This window comes from Synechococcus sp. MU1643 (genome assembly GCF_020514095.1).
Taxonomy (GTDB): Bacteria; Cyanobacteriota; Cyanobacteriia; order PCC-6307; family Cyanobiaceae; genus Parasynechococcus.
In genome coordinates this window covers 334,956-347,430 of sequence record NZ_VTKY01000001.1, presented here as the reverse complement: position 1 = coordinate 347,430, position 12,475 = coordinate 334,956, and the positions used below count along the sequence as shown (strand labels likewise).

The 12,475-nt window shown below is 57.3% G+C and carries 22 protein-coding genes and 1 pseudogene; 8 read left to right on the top strand and 15 right to left on the bottom strand.

Annotation, left to right across the window (positions count from 1 at the left end):
* Positions 1 to 122: 122 nt before the first annotated feature.
* On the bottom strand, positions 123 to 488 hold the full coding sequence (locus FZX09_RS02135) for a hypothetical protein (RefSeq protein WP_370624156.1): 366 nt from the start codon (positions 486 to 488) through the stop codon (positions 123 to 125).
* Here FZX09_RS02135 and FZX09_RS02130 point away from each other — a divergent pair.
* Together FZX09_RS02130 and FZX09_RS02125 are read left to right on the top strand one after the other, a co-directional pair.
* Entirely contained in the window at positions 488 to 874 is a 387-nt protein-coding gene (locus FZX09_RS02130) for a DCC1-like thiol-disulfide oxidoreductase family protein (protein ID WP_226399549.1), read from the top strand. The two genes, FZX09_RS02135 and FZX09_RS02130, sit on opposite strands and share 1 nt — an antisense overlap.
* Positions 875 to 1,022: 148 nt before the next feature.
* Positions 1,023 to 1,244: a hypothetical protein gene (locus tag FZX09_RS02125; protein WP_226399547.1), complete on the top strand. Its 222-nt coding sequence runs from the start codon at positions 1,023 to 1,025 to the stop codon at positions 1,242 to 1,244.
* Between the two features lie 165 nt (positions 1,245 to 1,409).
* On the opposite strand, the gene FZX09_RS02120 is transcribed toward FZX09_RS02125, so the two are convergent.
* Both FZX09_RS02120 and FZX09_RS02115 read right to left on the bottom strand, forming a co-directional pair.
* On the bottom strand, positions 1,410 to 1,556 hold the full coding sequence (locus FZX09_RS02120; RefSeq protein WP_226399545.1) for a hypothetical protein: 147 nt from the start codon (positions 1,554 to 1,556) through the stop codon (positions 1,410 to 1,412).
* Positions 1,557 to 1,727: 171 nt separating this feature from the next.
* On the bottom strand, positions 1,728 to 2,588 hold the full coding sequence (locus FZX09_RS02115; protein ID WP_226399543.1) for an SDR family oxidoreductase: 861 nt from the start codon (positions 2,586 to 2,588) through the stop codon (positions 1,728 to 1,730).
* 65 nt (positions 2,589 to 2,653) lie between these two features.
* Between FZX09_RS02115 and FZX09_RS02110 the strand changes: the two are divergent.
* Positions 2,654 to 3,058: pseudogene (locus tag FZX09_RS02110) on the top strand (YccF domain-containing protein).
* Between the two features lie 15 nt (positions 3,059 to 3,073).
* Here FZX09_RS02110 and FZX09_RS02105 read toward each other — a convergent pair.
* A complete protein-coding gene (locus FZX09_RS02105; protein ID WP_226399541.1) occupies positions 3,074 to 3,427 on the bottom strand; it encodes a hypothetical protein in 354 nt (117 codons plus the stop codon).
* Between the two features lie 491 nt (positions 3,428 to 3,918).
* Entirely contained in the window at positions 3,919 to 4,155 is a 237-nt protein-coding gene (locus FZX09_RS02100) for a hypothetical protein (RefSeq protein ID WP_186495351.1), read from the bottom strand.
* An 85-nt stretch (positions 4,156 to 4,240) separates the two neighbouring features.
* Between FZX09_RS02100 and sodC the strand changes: the two genes are divergently transcribed.
* Positions 4,241 to 4,777, top strand: a complete 537-nt coding sequence (gene sodC, locus FZX09_RS02095) for a superoxide dismutase family protein (protein ID WP_226399539.1) — start codon at positions 4,241 to 4,243, stop codon at positions 4,775 to 4,777.
* 797 nt (positions 4,778 to 5,574) lie between these two features.
* Here sodC and FZX09_RS02090 read toward each other — a convergent pair.
* Positions 5,575 to 5,820, bottom strand: a complete 246-nt coding sequence (locus FZX09_RS02090; RefSeq protein WP_186540459.1) for an RNA-binding protein — start codon at positions 5,818 to 5,820, stop codon at positions 5,575 to 5,577.
* A gap of 190 nt (positions 5,821 to 6,010) precedes the next feature.
* Between FZX09_RS02090 and FZX09_RS02085 the strand changes: the two genes are divergently transcribed.
* Positions 6,011 to 6,184: a hypothetical protein gene (locus tag FZX09_RS02085; protein WP_226399537.1), complete on the top strand. Its 174-nt coding sequence runs from the start codon at positions 6,011 to 6,013 to the stop codon at positions 6,182 to 6,184.
* Here the strand turns inward: FZX09_RS02085 and FZX09_RS02080 are convergent.
* Complete coding sequence (locus tag FZX09_RS02080; RefSeq protein ID WP_226399535.1) at positions 6,181 to 7,374, bottom strand: glycosyltransferase family 2 protein; 1,194 nt, start codon at positions 7,372 to 7,374, stop codon at positions 6,181 to 6,183. The genes FZX09_RS02085 and FZX09_RS02080 overlap by 4 nt on opposite strands.
* A gap of 30 nt (positions 7,375 to 7,404) precedes the next feature.
* Positions 7,405 to 7,722, bottom strand: a complete 318-nt coding sequence (locus FZX09_RS02075) for a DUF3303 domain-containing protein (RefSeq protein WP_226400330.1) — start codon at positions 7,720 to 7,722, stop codon at positions 7,405 to 7,407.
* Positions 7,723 to 7,860: 138 nt separating this feature from the next.
* Between FZX09_RS02075 and FZX09_RS02070 the strand changes: the two genes are divergently transcribed.
* Positions 7,861 to 8,025 (top strand): hypothetical protein, encoded by a 165-nt coding sequence (locus tag FZX09_RS02070; protein ID WP_226399526.1) that lies wholly within the window; start codon positions 7,861 to 7,863, stop codon positions 8,023 to 8,025.
* Between the two features lie 36 nt (positions 8,026 to 8,061).
* On the opposite strand, the gene FZX09_RS02065 is transcribed toward FZX09_RS02070, so the two are convergent.
* The 4 genes from FZX09_RS02065 to FZX09_RS02050 form a co-directional block, all read right to left on the bottom strand.
* Positions 8,062 to 8,571: a ParB N-terminal domain-containing protein gene (locus tag FZX09_RS02065; protein ID WP_226399525.1), complete on the bottom strand. Its 510-nt coding sequence runs from the start codon at positions 8,569 to 8,571 to the stop codon at positions 8,062 to 8,064.
* A 44-nt stretch (positions 8,572 to 8,615) separates the two neighbouring features.
* On the bottom strand, positions 8,616 to 8,909 hold the full coding sequence (locus FZX09_RS02060; RefSeq protein WP_226399524.1) for a hypothetical protein: 294 nt from the start codon (positions 8,907 to 8,909) through the stop codon (positions 8,616 to 8,618).
* 156 nt (positions 8,910 to 9,065) lie between these two features.
* Entirely contained in the window at positions 9,066 to 9,602 is a 537-nt protein-coding gene (locus tag FZX09_RS02055) for a DUF924 family protein (RefSeq protein ID WP_226399523.1), read from the bottom strand.
* Complete coding sequence (locus FZX09_RS02050) at positions 9,599 to 11,272, bottom strand: protein adenylyltransferase SelO family protein (RefSeq protein ID WP_226399522.1); 1,674 nt, start codon at positions 11,270 to 11,272, stop codon at positions 9,599 to 9,601. The genes FZX09_RS02055 and FZX09_RS02050 overlap by 4 nt, the downstream gene beginning before the upstream one ends.
* 108 nt (positions 11,273 to 11,380) lie before the next feature.
* Here FZX09_RS02050 and FZX09_RS02045 point away from each other — a divergent pair, with 108 nt between their 5' ends.
* Entirely contained in the window at positions 11,381 to 11,530 is a 150-nt protein-coding gene (locus FZX09_RS02045; RefSeq protein WP_226399521.1) for a hypothetical protein, read from the top strand.
* Between the two features lie 17 nt (positions 11,531 to 11,547).
* Here FZX09_RS02045 and FZX09_RS02040 read toward each other — a convergent pair whose 3' ends face one another.
* From FZX09_RS02040 to FZX09_RS02030, 3 genes are all read right to left on the bottom strand, one after another.
* Positions 11,548 to 11,724, bottom strand: coding sequence for a hypothetical protein (locus tag FZX09_RS02040; RefSeq protein ID WP_156957657.1), 177 nt, complete (start codon positions 11,722 to 11,724; stop codon positions 11,548 to 11,550).
* A 3-nt stretch (positions 11,725 to 11,727) separates the two neighbouring features.
* A complete protein-coding gene (locus FZX09_RS02035; RefSeq protein ID WP_226399520.1) occupies positions 11,728 to 11,889 on the bottom strand; it encodes a hypothetical protein in 162 nt (53 codons plus the stop codon).
* Positions 11,890 to 11,972: 83 nt separating this feature from the next.
* Positions 11,973 to 12,125, bottom strand: coding sequence for a hypothetical protein (locus tag FZX09_RS02030; protein WP_226399519.1), 153 nt, complete (start codon positions 12,123 to 12,125; stop codon positions 11,973 to 11,975).
* Positions 12,126 to 12,231: 106 nt separating this feature from the next.
* Here FZX09_RS02030 and FZX09_RS02025 point away from each other — a divergent pair, with 106 nt between their 5' ends.
* Positions 12,232 to 12,393 (top strand): hypothetical protein, encoded by a 162-nt coding sequence (locus FZX09_RS02025; protein ID WP_226399517.1) that lies wholly within the window; start codon positions 12,232 to 12,234, stop codon positions 12,391 to 12,393.
* Positions 12,394 to 12,475 lie beyond the last annotated feature (82 nt).

Here is a 12,475-nt window from a genome sequence, read left to right as displayed (position 1 = left end):
GACTCGCTAACTGGATATTGGTGTGCGAAACCTGCTTGCCGAACTTTCGAGAACAAGCTGGTTATCGCTACGGAGGAACCCGCAAGGCGAGCCGCCGAAAGCGAAAACGGCGGTAAAGGGACTCAGATCAGTTCGCATTGGTGGCGAACCACCGAGCCACGGCGTTCCCAGAATTCCGGCGCTGAAGCATCAACAACACGCCACCACCAACGGCCATCGGTGTAACTGGGCTCACCAGCATTGTTGGTACGCGGAAGTTGCAACTCCACGTCGCGCCAACGCAGCAGAATTCCATCTCCCGGCAGGGTTCCCTCCAACGTGTTGGGAATGCCTTCCGGCAGACCGGTGAGATCGACGGCTCCTCGCGTGATCTCAACACTGAGCCGATCTCCATCGCAGATCCAATCGGCCCATAAAGGCTGGGGCGCCACCAACATCCAGCAGAGCAACAACGCCAGGCCCAAGCCCTTCGCGACAGAATTCAGCAATGCTGTTAACCCTCATCTACGACGGCGGATGCCCATTCTGTCGAGAATTCGCCCTGCGCAGTGAGCTCCAAGCGGGTGTTCCAAACCTGCGCATTGTTGACGGGCGCGCCGATCACAACATCCGTCGCGAACTCAATGTCCTCGGACTGCCTCTGCGCAATGGGGCCATTTTGATCGAAGGAGAGCATCGGTGGCATGGCAGTGAAGCCATCGCAGAACTCAGCCGGCGCATGAAACCCAGCGATCCCCTGTTAGGGCTGCTGGCCAAGCTGTTCGGTGACAACCAACGTTCGGCACTCGCCTATCCCGCCCTCTTGGCAGCCAGGCGCCTGGCACTCGCCACACGCGGCCTGAGCGTTGACCCGGATCAAGCTCCATCACGCTGAAGCAATGAGCCAAAACACGGGTGGTCTTAACCGATACCCCTGAACTACCGTCGAGGCACACCTAAAGATTCTCTTAAGCATCGATTCCGATCCCTTTGTTCCTGACGCGCTGAGTCATCAGCAACTCAACGCCTTGCTGAAAGCGGCGATGGACACATCCGCCCTTCCTGAAGGTCAACTCAGCGATGACGAACTGCTGCGCGCAGCACTGAGTGCGTGGGCAGACCAAACCCAGGAGTTGCTGCGTTGGATTGAAGGGCAGGGTGATGCTGTTAGCGACACCCGGTCACCCAAGCAGGTCATGGCTCTGGGAAGTTTTCGCACCCATCTGGTGATGGGCCTCAAAGCACTGCGCTACTCCGAGGGCTGAGCCCTCTGATGTTCCCGACGGGCATCACAACATTCCTGGAGAACTAAAAGAAACTGTTCCGGCTCCGGTTGATCATCAAGATCGAAGCGGCATTGATGACGTCATACAGCTGATCCAAACCTTCCGTTTGAGCGTCAGCAAAGACGGCACGAATGCGAGCCAACATCAGCAAGCACGCTCAAGTTCAACGACAGAAACCTCTGCATTCACATTGGAGGCTTCGTCTGCAAGCTCAAGCAGTTCTGCATTGAGCTCCAACAACATCAGTGCCAAGGAAGAAGCAAATTCGATGCAAAATGATTCGTCTTTCACAGCACCACCGCATTGATTGCAGAGTGTCTAAACAATGCAGGAAGTTGACCGTGGATCCCGCAATCCTGCTTCACATGAATATCAAAAAATGAGAAAAATTGGCTCAATATGTATCGAAAAATCAAATCAGCCGCAGATGTTGTGCGGGTCCGCTATGGGATGCAGGGGGGCTCAGGCCGCCACCGGTTCGAGCATGGAGCTGACACTCGGCTGAAATCCAAACTCACGCAGTCGAGCGTTGCTGACACGGGCATTGAAGATGCGGGCTCCGGGGCGATCGTGGTTGTCCCAGATCACAGGAGGCAAACCGAAGTCATCACACAGGGCATTGGAGAGCTGACGCCGGGTGAACTGGAGATCATCCACAAGGTTGTAGATGCCTTGGAGGCTCCGACCGAAAGCAAAATCAACGCCACGGACGATGTCGAGCAAATGAACCCAGGCGTTGATGTGATTACCGTTCTTGCGAACCGACTGTCCAGCAGCACTACGGATGTACGACGGGATGTCCTTACCAGGACCGTAAATACCACCCAGCCGCAATACACAAGCCTGAGTTGAGGCGTCGTTTAACGAAAGAACAGACGTCTCGGCGCTGGCCAGAAGAGCGTTGGCATTGTTGGAACAATCAGGAGGCGTCAGCTCATTGCAGATCGCGCCGGACTGATCGCCATACACCCCAGCACTGCTCAGGTAGGTCACATGCAGAGGCCGACGCCCCTGGCGTTGACGAAGCGCATCAACGAGGGCCGGCACCGCCTGGCCATAGACCTTCTCGTATTGATCCTCTTCAAAGGTGGTTGTAGTGGGAGCTATCGCAATCAGAACACCATCGAGCCGATCCAGGAAGCTGGTATCGGCCATGGAGTCGCCCGCGCTGTAAAGGCGGGGGTGGTCGACTAGATCGCAGAGTTCAGACAGCCGTTCGGGGGTTGTGGTAGTGCCAACAACCTCGTGGCCTTGACGCCTGAGATGAGCTGCAACAGCAGATCCGACATATCCACAACCAACAATTCCGTAACTGCCCGACATAACTGGTCAAACACATTTTACAGAATTTAACGAACGAGCATTGCGCCTGCCGTGACAATGGAGACATGTTCTCGATGATCCTCAACCTCCTCTGGGTTGTTCTCGGCGGACTGCCAATGGCTCTGGCCTGGTGGCTGGCAGCACTGATCTGCGCCATCACCATCGTTGGACTGCCATGGGCGAGGTCATGCTGAGTGATCGGCTGTTTCTCGCTCTGGCCTTTCGGTTCCGAAGCCATGAGCCGTCGTCAGCTCAGGGGACGAGGCGATCTGGGGACGGCCCCCCTGGGTGCACTCGGCAATGTGATCTGGTTCCTTGTGACTGGCTGGTGGCTGGCCCTGGGTCACCTCAGCAGCGCCCTGGCCTGTTTTGTCACGATCATCGGCATTCCCTTTGGCATTCAGCACATCAAGCTGGCTTTGATTGCCCTGGCCCCCGTCGCCATGACGGTTGTGAAATCAAGAAACTGATTTGAGCAGAGCTGATCAGAACAGCAGCTGAATCAGCCAAACCATCACCAAACCGAGCACGCCAGCCAACAGCAATCCGCCAACCAAGAAGGTGATCGCAGCAGCCAGCCCGATCCTTGCCATAGTCTCTGGGTAGAGAAGGAACAGGGTCAGGCCAAGGGCCACAGGCCACAACGGCGGAATCAACAGGCAGACCCCGGCGAGGATCATCAGCTTGCGATCACGCTTTTGCTTGGCCTCAACCTGGATGGCCACGGCATCAGCTTCACGATCAAGCTCAGCCTGCTCATCGTCACTGAGCCAACGGCCACGAGCCTTGGCACGATTGAGATCGTCCTCCAGCCGTTCAGAGGGGTTGCCCTTGCTCATCGATTCAGCTTAAGGAGCCTGGATCTACGATCAAATCAAGGTTTCGAGCGCACTGCTCTTGCGTTCAGAAGCTCGCAATGAAGCCTAAAAGCCACAATTTCAATCGAATAGGTAATCCTTTCTAGGTATTTACCCTCCGCAATGATTTCATTGCCTAAAAAAGTGAATCACGATAGTGTCGCTCTGCGAATTGAGAATGACATGCTGAATACAAATCTAGAATCTCCAAATGCAGCCCAAGCCTGCGTCACTGAATCACAAGTAAATGCTTATTTTGAGTGCCTAACACTCTGCAATCTAGATGACGGAGTCTGTTATGAGCAGTGCATTCTCGTTCATCTGAAAAACGAGGTTGATGCATGAAAAGCTTGAGTCATCAAACACAAATGAACTTGGCATCCCTTGCCTCGACGATTGCTGTTGCTCTTCTCGTGATCGGTTTTATGGGCATGGCCCAGCACATCAACGCCAGCCCGCTCTAAAACACTTGTTCACTTCTGGCGTTTAAAGGTGTAGCAACCACCGTGGTAGCCGGTAAAGGGTTGGGCGTAGGTCACCAATTCCCAGCCCTGCTCACCCAATTCATTCATTAACCCCACCAGGCTGACGTCCCGCTGTGGGTGGCTTCTGGAGATCAGCTGGCGATCATCCAGCCAAAGTTCCTCGATTTCCCCGGTCCACGACTTCCCCCGGGGCACGAAGCGCAACTGGGTGTATTCCCACCGCATCACCAAGCATTAGCCGAACGACGCACCATCTTCACCGCAGACAGGACCAACCGGAAGCGACAATTCAAGAACATGCGGTTCTTTGATGCGTCGTCTGCTCGCCCAGTTCGTTCTGCTCATCGGCCTGCTCACGCTCACACCGGGCTTGTGCGAAGCCTTGGAGGTAACCCTGCAACGCATTGATACCAACGGCATTGGCGAGTCAATCGGCAGCATCACAGCGCAAGACACCGACCAAGGTCTGGTGATTTATCCCGATCTGGCGGGACTGAGCCCTGGGGAACACGGCTTCCATCTCCACAGCACGGGAAGCTGTGAAGTGGGCGAAACCGCCGACGGCACCCCAGTTGCCGGCCTTGCTGCAGGTGGGCACTGGGACCCTGACGAAACTGGCCAGCATCTAGGGCCCTTCGGAAACGGTCACCGGGGCGATCTCAGCAGGCTGGTGGTGGATGACGATGGCAAGACCAACACAAGCGTGGTGGCGCCACGGCTCAGCACAGCTGATCTAAGTGGTAGGGCTCTCATTGTTCACGCTGGAGACGACACCTACAGGGACGAGCCCCCCCTTGGTGGAGGTGGAGCACGGGTTGCCTGTGGTGTGGTGCCGAACGGGCGCTGACTCAGCCTTTCACCAGGCGGGCGTGGATGCGACAAACCCTGATGGCCTGTGCGGGAGGCTCCTGACAAAGGGCACCGAGCTCCCTGTTCAGCTGCCTGAACAGGGAAAGATCCGCTCCAGGAATCGAGGGAAACACCAGGAACAAACCAGAGGCGATTAATCCGATCACGGCACCGCTCCAACTCTTAAGAGAAGCCTAAGCCCGCATCGATTAAGGGTCGTGTTGTCCCTGCAGACCACGGCCATCAGTGCATCGATGTGCAACATCAAACCAGCGCGCCAGGCAGCGTCATCGTCACAGGCCTTGATTGTCTCCAACACAACCAAGCCCTAACGCTCAATGATCAGGTCATAGGCGGCTGGCATCAGAGCGTTGCAGCGCCTCCCCATTCAGTAGGCAAACCGCGTCTGGCACATCCCACAATTGAGGGAGGTCCTCGGCAGGAGAACATGATGAAAGGCTCGAACTCTTAAACCGTTGTTCAAATCACCCCTGTTTCGGCGTGTCGGGATATACCTCGTGCTCAGCACGGCAGGCGTCACAGTCGTCAGTCAGCTCGAAATTGAACAGCAGAGTGCCTATCAGATTTATATCCCGATGTTCATTGGGATCTATGTGCTTTCGCGTTGGCTCGACAGTCGGCTCAACCAGGCCTCACAACAGCAACCGGCCAACGCAAAACATGAGAGAGTCTCACCATCCACAACCGACCGCGGTTTTGGACAGTGAGGTGAATCAGGGGTTCAAGTGTCGGTGAACGATCACCGGCCCATCCCCCTTGGGCTTGTTTTGAAGCTCAGCGGCGGGGTTCGGCCTTACGAACGGAGATGGCACGGCCCATCCACTCAACGTTCTGCAGGTCGTCGATCGCCGACTGCTCATCGGCTTCGTTGCTGAGATCCACAAAAGCGAAACCACGCTTGCGGCCCGTCTCCCGGTCGAGGGGCAAGGAGCATTTGCTCACCTCGCCGTACTGACTGAACAGATGCGTGAGATCCTCCCGCTCAGCGTCCCAGGAGAGATTTCCAATGAAGATCGTCAAAAAAAAAATTGATCAAGACTCTTACCTTCGCACACAAGCGGCCCAGGCGAGAGGCTTCAGAGGGAATGGCTTATCGGTCAGATCGAGGCTGAACAACCATTCCCCTCAAGGGTGAATTCCATAGAAGGTCTTTACTTCGAGCCCAATTGAGCTTCAAGAGAACCAGGCTTGAGCTAGTTGAGGCATTGAGATGAGTGGACTCAGCGGCACCAAGACAGATGATTTCATCAACGCAGCCAAAGCCCGCGGCGAGGCTGCCCTGCAGTACCAGCAGCCCAAATTGACGAAGCTGGAAAAAGCATTCCGGCATGCCGCGATCCGGCGGCGAGCTGAAGATGCCCGCAAAACAGGGCACCAGGCCTAATTGAGGGGCCGGCCTTTCCAGGTCCAGCCGCGTCCCGTACGGGTGCGCCAAATCGAGACAGGGCCAATCGCACCCACCAGCAAACCACCGGCCCCCATCAGCCACCAATAGCTGAGGGGCACGTCAAAGTTGCTGCGCGTCCACAGCCGCAGCAGCAGCTGTTGAAAGATGGCCAAGCTCGCCAGGGCCATCAACCACCACCAAAGATTCGCCAACAGGGGCTGGAGCCAGAGCAGCACGAGCGATGCCGGCAGTAACAGCCAGGGCACTGTGAACATCAACAGCACCACCAAGGCTGCTCCGAGGGCTTTGACGGAATCCCGATCCAAACCCAGAAACCAGTTCTTGGTCCAGCCCTCCCAAAGAGCCGCCAGGTCGCTGTACATCCGCAGGTCGACCGCATCAAGCCCCAGGAGATAACAAAGCCGATGGCCGCCGCCCTTGATGGCGCGGGCGAGGGCCAGATCTTCCACCACCTCACCAGCCAGGGCCCTGTGGCCACCGATCTGCGCGTAGGTAGACGCCTTGAACAACATGAAAGGTCCCGCCGCAAACGCCACCGGCGATGCCGGGTCGTTGGTTTCAAGGATGGGAAAACCGAGGCCCAGCAGGCTGGCCATGATCGGCTGCACCATCCATTCCGCCAGGCATCCGCAGCTCAACCGCGGCGCCAGGCTGAGCAGATCAGCATCCTCATCAAGGGCCTGTGCAAGGGCCCGTTGCAGCGCATCGGGCTTGAGCCGAACATCGGCATCGATGAACAACAGCCAATCGCTGGAGACCTGTTCAACGGCCTTGCTGCAGGCCCAATTCTTGCCCACCCAGCGTTCATTGACGGGCCTGGGGCCGGCCTGAATCAGGCGGAAGTGGGACGCTTCAGAGCCAGCGCGACTAGCGATCTCCACCGTTGCATCGGTGGAATCGTCATCCACCACCAGCACCGACCAATCCCGGCAAGGAGGCTCACTGGCCAGCACGCAGCCAACACAGGCTTCGATGTTATGTGCTTCATTGAATGCGGGGATCACCACAGTCAGCGAAGTGTCCGGAGCAGCGTCCGACTGAGCCGGCTTCAAGCGCGGTGCAACAGCAAACACGCGTTGCAGACCCAACTGCAGGATCAACAATCCCGCTGAAGCCGAACCAGCCGCAGCAAGAAACAGCAGTGGCTCAAGCAAGGCAAGCGTCAAGGCCGGGCAAAGGTTTACGAACAATCCGTCTCAGTCGACGGATGCTGCAGCTTCCACCATCGGCCACATCGCAGCAAATTCGGCATCCGAAACCACGGCAGTGACGTCGAACTGAATGCCGAAGTCTTTGATCCAGGGGCCGAGATGCGCCCACACCTTCCCGATGTCACTGGCAACGGCAATAGCAACACCACTACCGCTGATCGGTTCACAGACGCGGTATTTGAGAGCAAAGCCGTCGAATGCATCACCAGGTGCTCCCGCATTGATGTAGTCAGCAAAACCAGGGCACGACTCCCAGGCCCCCTCAACGGTCGGGAAGGTCCAAACGATCAAGTAGTGCTGCATGGTGAAGGGGGCAACCACTTGCTTCGTAGCCATGAACGAGCATTTAGGCGGAATCGCAACTGAATTCAGCAGTTATTCCGCAGGAGCCTCAGGCGCAGCTGACAACGGGCTACAGCTGAAATAGGTTCCAGCAAAGCCATGACTCTCCACATCGCCAACGAGATGGATGAAGTGGAAGTGGCCGTCTGGTGGGATTTATCGCGCATCGTCCGTCACTTCGAACGCCAAGGACTCGAGCGCCGGGAGGTGAAAGCTGCTGTGATGAATGCGGCGCTGCGCCTGATGAAGGATGAAGGCGAATAGAGCTGAACAACAAGAACAATCGTTGATAACTCGCCGTTAAGACGAAAAATGATTGCGCTGGTGCGAATTCACCAGCACCCCTTTTCCATTTCGACCACCTGCAACGGTGATCAAAGCATTGAAACGTTGATCAACCGTTTGATGAAGCAATTGCTGCTTCAAACTTTCAGCATCAGCTACCGACAACGTTGCCCCAACCGCATTGAGATGATCGAGGGGGCCAGCGTTGTTCTTGAGACCAAGCAATTTCGCCACAGCCAAAGGATGGTGATGACGAGACATCCACTGTGCTGCATTGGTTCTTTTGCTTTCTTCGTAGGGACGAGCGGTTGAATGATCCGAACAATCAAGCAGGGATCTTGCGACGCTTTCAGCCACCAAGTTCACGACTACAGGAATCTTTTTCAAACCCAGCAGCTGCGCCAAAATCAAACGATGGTGTCCATCGATGAGCAGGAGATCGCCATTCGCGGCCAAGGCAACTTCCACGTTGTTCTCAATCGAGTCGGACCGCCGATACCCGTTTCGCTCGATATCTTGATACATCGCGTCGGACCACTCTATTTTTCCGATAGAAACGCCTTGAAACCTCATTTTCTATAGCTCTTTCCCTTCATAAACTGCTTGTATTTTTTCTCAAAAAGCACTGAGTACTTGGTTTGATGCCAGTCTAGACCCTCAACGAATCGTTGACGCATTGCATGAACATGCTTGCATCGTTGCAGACGCTTCCCTGGCTTTAAAGACTGATCGGCAATCACCATGCCGAAGTAGCGCTTGTTGCCATAGATCCTGGCCGAAACGTTACTGGGCAATCCAGCCTCATCGAGCACCCGTGAACGCAGAAAATGCGTAATCGCTGCGTGATTTACCTCAAGAAGCAAGCAGCGACGTCATTCCTGGCCTTAGATTAATATAACTTTAAACTAAGCTTTAACCCTAGATTGTGATCGAACGCTATGAATTCAGCCGCTTACGATTGCAATAACTATTCCCAAAGATTCTGAGCAATCAACTTCAGCAGAGAGATTGATCAACCATCAACGTTGTGCTTGCTGCACAAACAACGCTTCCTCCGGTGAGCTCACCTGTCCAAGAGCAGCATTGCGATGTGGATAACGACCAAAGCGCTGCAGCTGGATGAGATGGCGGCGGGCGACATCAGCGGTGGCGACGTCGGCGAATTGCTCCAGCACAGGGATGGCCTGGACCAACACCTCGTGCTCTTCGCTGTGCAAGAGAGGCATCAGCCAGAACTGACGTTTGGCTCGCTCCTGTTCCTGTTGAATCCAACCCTGTTGCAAGGCCTTCTGGCTGAGGGCCTTGGCCTGCTGGTCGCCGGCGAAGGCCTTTGCCTCACCGCGCCAGATCTGACGGCTGAATTGATCCAAAAGCAACACAAGGGCGAGGCCGCTCGATGGCGTATCAGCCCAGGCCTCAAGCTCGCCGGCCAGTGCCCTCTCCACAAGAGCAGCAAAACGATCGCGCACCAGCGCATCGAAGCTGTCGCGGCGGCGAAACCACTGCCAGGGACGACACTGCTGAAACCAGAACTCCAGAACTTCGTCTGCTGTCAAGACGAACAGCTGTAGTGGGACACCCCACCAGCGCTGAAGTACTCCCGCGGTTTCAAGCGGTCGTAGCGGGCCGCCAATTCAGGGGCAGGGGTGTCGTAGGGCGTGCTGAACAGCTGCTGCAGTTCAGCCATCAAAGAGGTGTCTCCTTCGGCTGCCTGCTGGTAGGCCGGAGCGATCAACCACTCGCGCCAGGTGATCGCCGGATTGACCCGCCGCATACGAGCGGAGATCTGCGCCGGATCAACGCCACTGGGCCACTGGGCGCGCCAGCGCCGCAACCAGTCCTGCCACTGGGATTCAAGGGACGCTGAAAGGGGCAGATAAAAACAGTCCCGCAGCGGATCGATCTGCTCGGGCAGATCCGACAAGCGGCGGAACAACATCGAATAATCAGCGCTGGAATCCACCAAGAGCTGCAACAGCTCGCGCACCAGGGCGTCGTCGGCACTGGACACGCCGAGTTTGCTGCTCCACATCCGTTGCATGGCCTCCTGCATGGCCGCGGGGAAGCCCTCCAGCAACTGGTCCAGTTGGGCCTGGGCCTCCGCCTGGCCCTCCATCAGTGTTCGCAGTGATTTCCAGAACATGCGGTAGTTGGCCTCCGCGGCCACCGGCTGGTTGAAGAAGCAGAAGTGGGCGCCGCCACCCGTCCAGGGCTGAAAGCGCAGATCGAACAGCTCGCAGAACCCAAACGGGCCGTAGTCGAGGGTGAAGCCGCCGGCGGCGCAGTTGTCGCTGTTGAAATTGCCCTGGCAGTAGCCAACCCGGATCCAGTTGGCCACGAGTGCGGTGAGGCGATCACGGAACAAGCGCGCCGACAGCACAACCTGGTCGCTGAACGGCAGGCCGGGATCGATCTCCTGGCGGTAATTGCGTTCGATCAAGTGCGCCACGATCTGGTGCAGCTCTTGGTGCGCCCGGGGATGGGCCTCACTGCGGGCACGGCGGGCGAACAACTCAAGCTGACCCACCCGCAGAAACGATGGCGCCACCCGCGTGCTGATGGCCGCCGGGTTGTCGACCATCACGTCCGGGTCCATCGAGCGTGAGTTCTCGGAATACCAGGGGCGACGCACCGTCTCTGCATGGGAGACGTAGAGCGTCAACGAACGGGAGGTGGGCACACCAAGGGCATGCATGAACTCCTGGGCCAAAAATTCACGAACGCTGGAGCGGAGCACCGCACGGCCATCGGCACCACGGCAGTAGGGCGTTGGACCACCGCCTTTGAGCTGCATCTCCCAGCGGCGCCCTTCAAACAAACCCTCAAACACCGACATGGCGCGGCCATCGCCGTAGCCGTTGCCATTTCCAAAGGGGCACTGCTGGGTGTATTCGGTGCCGTAGATCGAGAGCGCATAGCCCGTGGCCCAGCCCCAGGGCCGCATCGGACCTGTGGCCACACAGAGATCACCAGAGAACATTCGGCGGAACTGATCATCCTGGACCAGGCCGTCGCTGAGGCCCAGCTCGCTGAACAAGCTGCGGCTGTGCGCCAGGTATTGGGGCTCAGGGATTGGGGTGGGCGTCACCGGCACGTAGTGACCGGAGAGAACCTGGCGAGGACGGTGGTCCTCCCCATCGGCTGTCGCCTCGGGATCAGGCGTAAGGGCTTCCAAGAGGGAGTAGTCGGCCCGTTCGGCGAACTCAGCAAACGTGGCGGTGCTCATCGGGCCTTGACGCTGAGCCCATCATCGCCAGAGCTGCGGCCGGGTGTTTTGACCGATGGCCAATGGTGAACAGAGGCCCTACACCGAGGGAAGCATTCAAGACGAACCGTGGGCAAAGCCAAGAAACTTCGCTCCGATAACCGGCAGGAGGAGCTGATCACCAGCCTGATCGGCCTCACCGCGATTTTTGTGGCAACCGCCATCTGGTGGAGCGTGGCTCCCCAGTGGCTCACCAGCAGCTGGCAGACCTTTAAGTAGACGGCCTAATAGCCGGGCTAGTAGTCGGGCATTGACGCCTCAGCACGCAGCGTGCACCAGGGCTCAAGCAGGGTGGGGCGGCCGCAATGGGGGCAATCCTGCCCCCGCTTCTCCACCTGCACAAAGGGGATCCAACGGGAGTTGGCCTGCCCCTCGTAGCCGCAGTGCTTGCAGTGAATCCGGTACTCCGCCATGGCTCAGAGCCCGGGCTTTTCCTGACGTTGCACGGCCTCATGGGCTTGGCGGAGGCCATGCACCATGAAGCAATAGGCCTGATTACAGACCAGATATTTGCCTTCGCCGATGGCGTCGATGGTGGACCCGCGCGAAGTGGCAAAAATGCGGCTTTTGAACTCCATCTCATCTCCAGTGCTGACCTCACTGTTGTGGGGACATGGAGCAGCCGCAACCGGTGTAAACGCGCATTTTGCGCTGGACTGACTCAGTCCACGCGCTCGCAATGGTCCCCATCACACTGCAGCCCGCATTGGGGTTGCTTGGCGCCGTACTGCCAGGGACGACGCATGGCCCAGTACTCATCCACCAAACCGAGCAGGTAGGTGCCGATGCGCCGGAGCAGGGAAGCTTGTTTCATCCCCTCAAGCTGGCAACAACGCCGCAAGCCTGCAACCGAAGGCGACGAAATCAATGTGGCAAAACACAGCCTGGGTGGGTTAGGCCCGGTGCAGTGCTGTCGACCCATGACCACCACGCAACATTCAAACCAGCTGCTTGAAGAGCTTGTTGCTGAAGAGATCATTATTCAGATCGATCAGATCGCTGAAAGCCTGCAGCGGGAAGGCTGGCCAATCTCCATGGTGAAGCGGTTCATGCATGTGGCCGTGGAGCGACTGCCGGAATAACTCCAGGGGGCGACTAGGTCAAACAACTCATCCGCAACGGGCTGTTGCGCTTTTAACAACAGCGACCCAGGCCATTCATCAA

Bases quoted from the DNA above. Each gene is read 5' to 3' on its own strand.
- FZX09_RS02040 (WP_156957657.1), bottom strand. From the start codon at position 11,724: ATGGCGGAGTACCGGATTCACTGCAAGCACTGCGGCTACGAGGGGCAG.
- FZX09_RS02075 (WP_226400330.1), bottom strand. From the start codon at position 7,722: ATGCAGCACTACTTGATCGTTTGGACCTTCCCGACCGTTGAGGGGGCC.
- FZX09_RS02130 (WP_226399549.1), top strand. From the start codon at position 488: ATGCTGTTAACCCTCATCTACGACGGCGGATGCCCATTCTGTCGAGAA.
- FZX09_RS02050 (WP_226399522.1), bottom strand. From the start codon at position 11,272: ATGAGCACCGCCACGTTTGCTGAGTTCGCCGAACGGGCCGACTACTCC.
- sodC (WP_226399539.1), top strand. From the start codon at position 4,241: ATGCGTCGTCTGCTCGCCCAGTTCGTTCTGCTCATCGGCCTGCTCACG.
- FZX09_RS02125 (WP_226399547.1), top strand. From the start codon at position 1,023: ATGGACACATCCGCCCTTCCTGAAGGTCAACTCAGCGATGACGAACTG.
- FZX09_RS02025 (WP_226399517.1), top strand. From the start codon at position 12,232: ATGACCACCACGCAACATTCAAACCAGCTGCTTGAAGAGCTTGTTGCT.
- FZX09_RS02030 (WP_226399519.1), bottom strand. From the start codon at position 12,125: ATGAAACAAGCTTCCCTGCTCCGGCGCATCGGCACCTACCTGCTCGGT.
- FZX09_RS02100 (WP_186495351.1), bottom strand. From the start codon at position 4,155: ATGCGGTGGGAATACACCCAGTTGCGCTTCGTGCCCCGGGGGAAGTCG.
- FZX09_RS02070 (WP_226399526.1), top strand. From the start codon at position 7,861: ATGACTCTCCACATCGCCAACGAGATGGATGAAGTGGAAGTGGCCGTC.
- FZX09_RS02035 (WP_226399520.1), bottom strand. From the start codon at position 11,889: ATGGAGTTCAAAAGCCGCATTTTTGCCACTTCGCGCGGGTCCACCATC.
- FZX09_RS02065 (WP_226399525.1), bottom strand. From the start codon at position 8,571: ATGTATCAAGATATCGAGCGAAACGGGTATCGGCGGTCCGACTCGATT.
- FZX09_RS02085 (WP_226399537.1), top strand. From the start codon at position 6,011: ATGAGTGGACTCAGCGGCACCAAGACAGATGATTTCATCAACGCAGCC.
- FZX09_RS02105 (WP_226399541.1), bottom strand. From the start codon at position 3,427: ATGAGCAAGGGCAACCCCTCTGAACGGCTGGAGGACGATCTCAATCGT.
- FZX09_RS02115 (WP_226399543.1), bottom strand. From the start codon at position 2,588: ATGTCGGGCAGTTACGGAATTGTTGGTTGTGGATATGTCGGATCTGCT.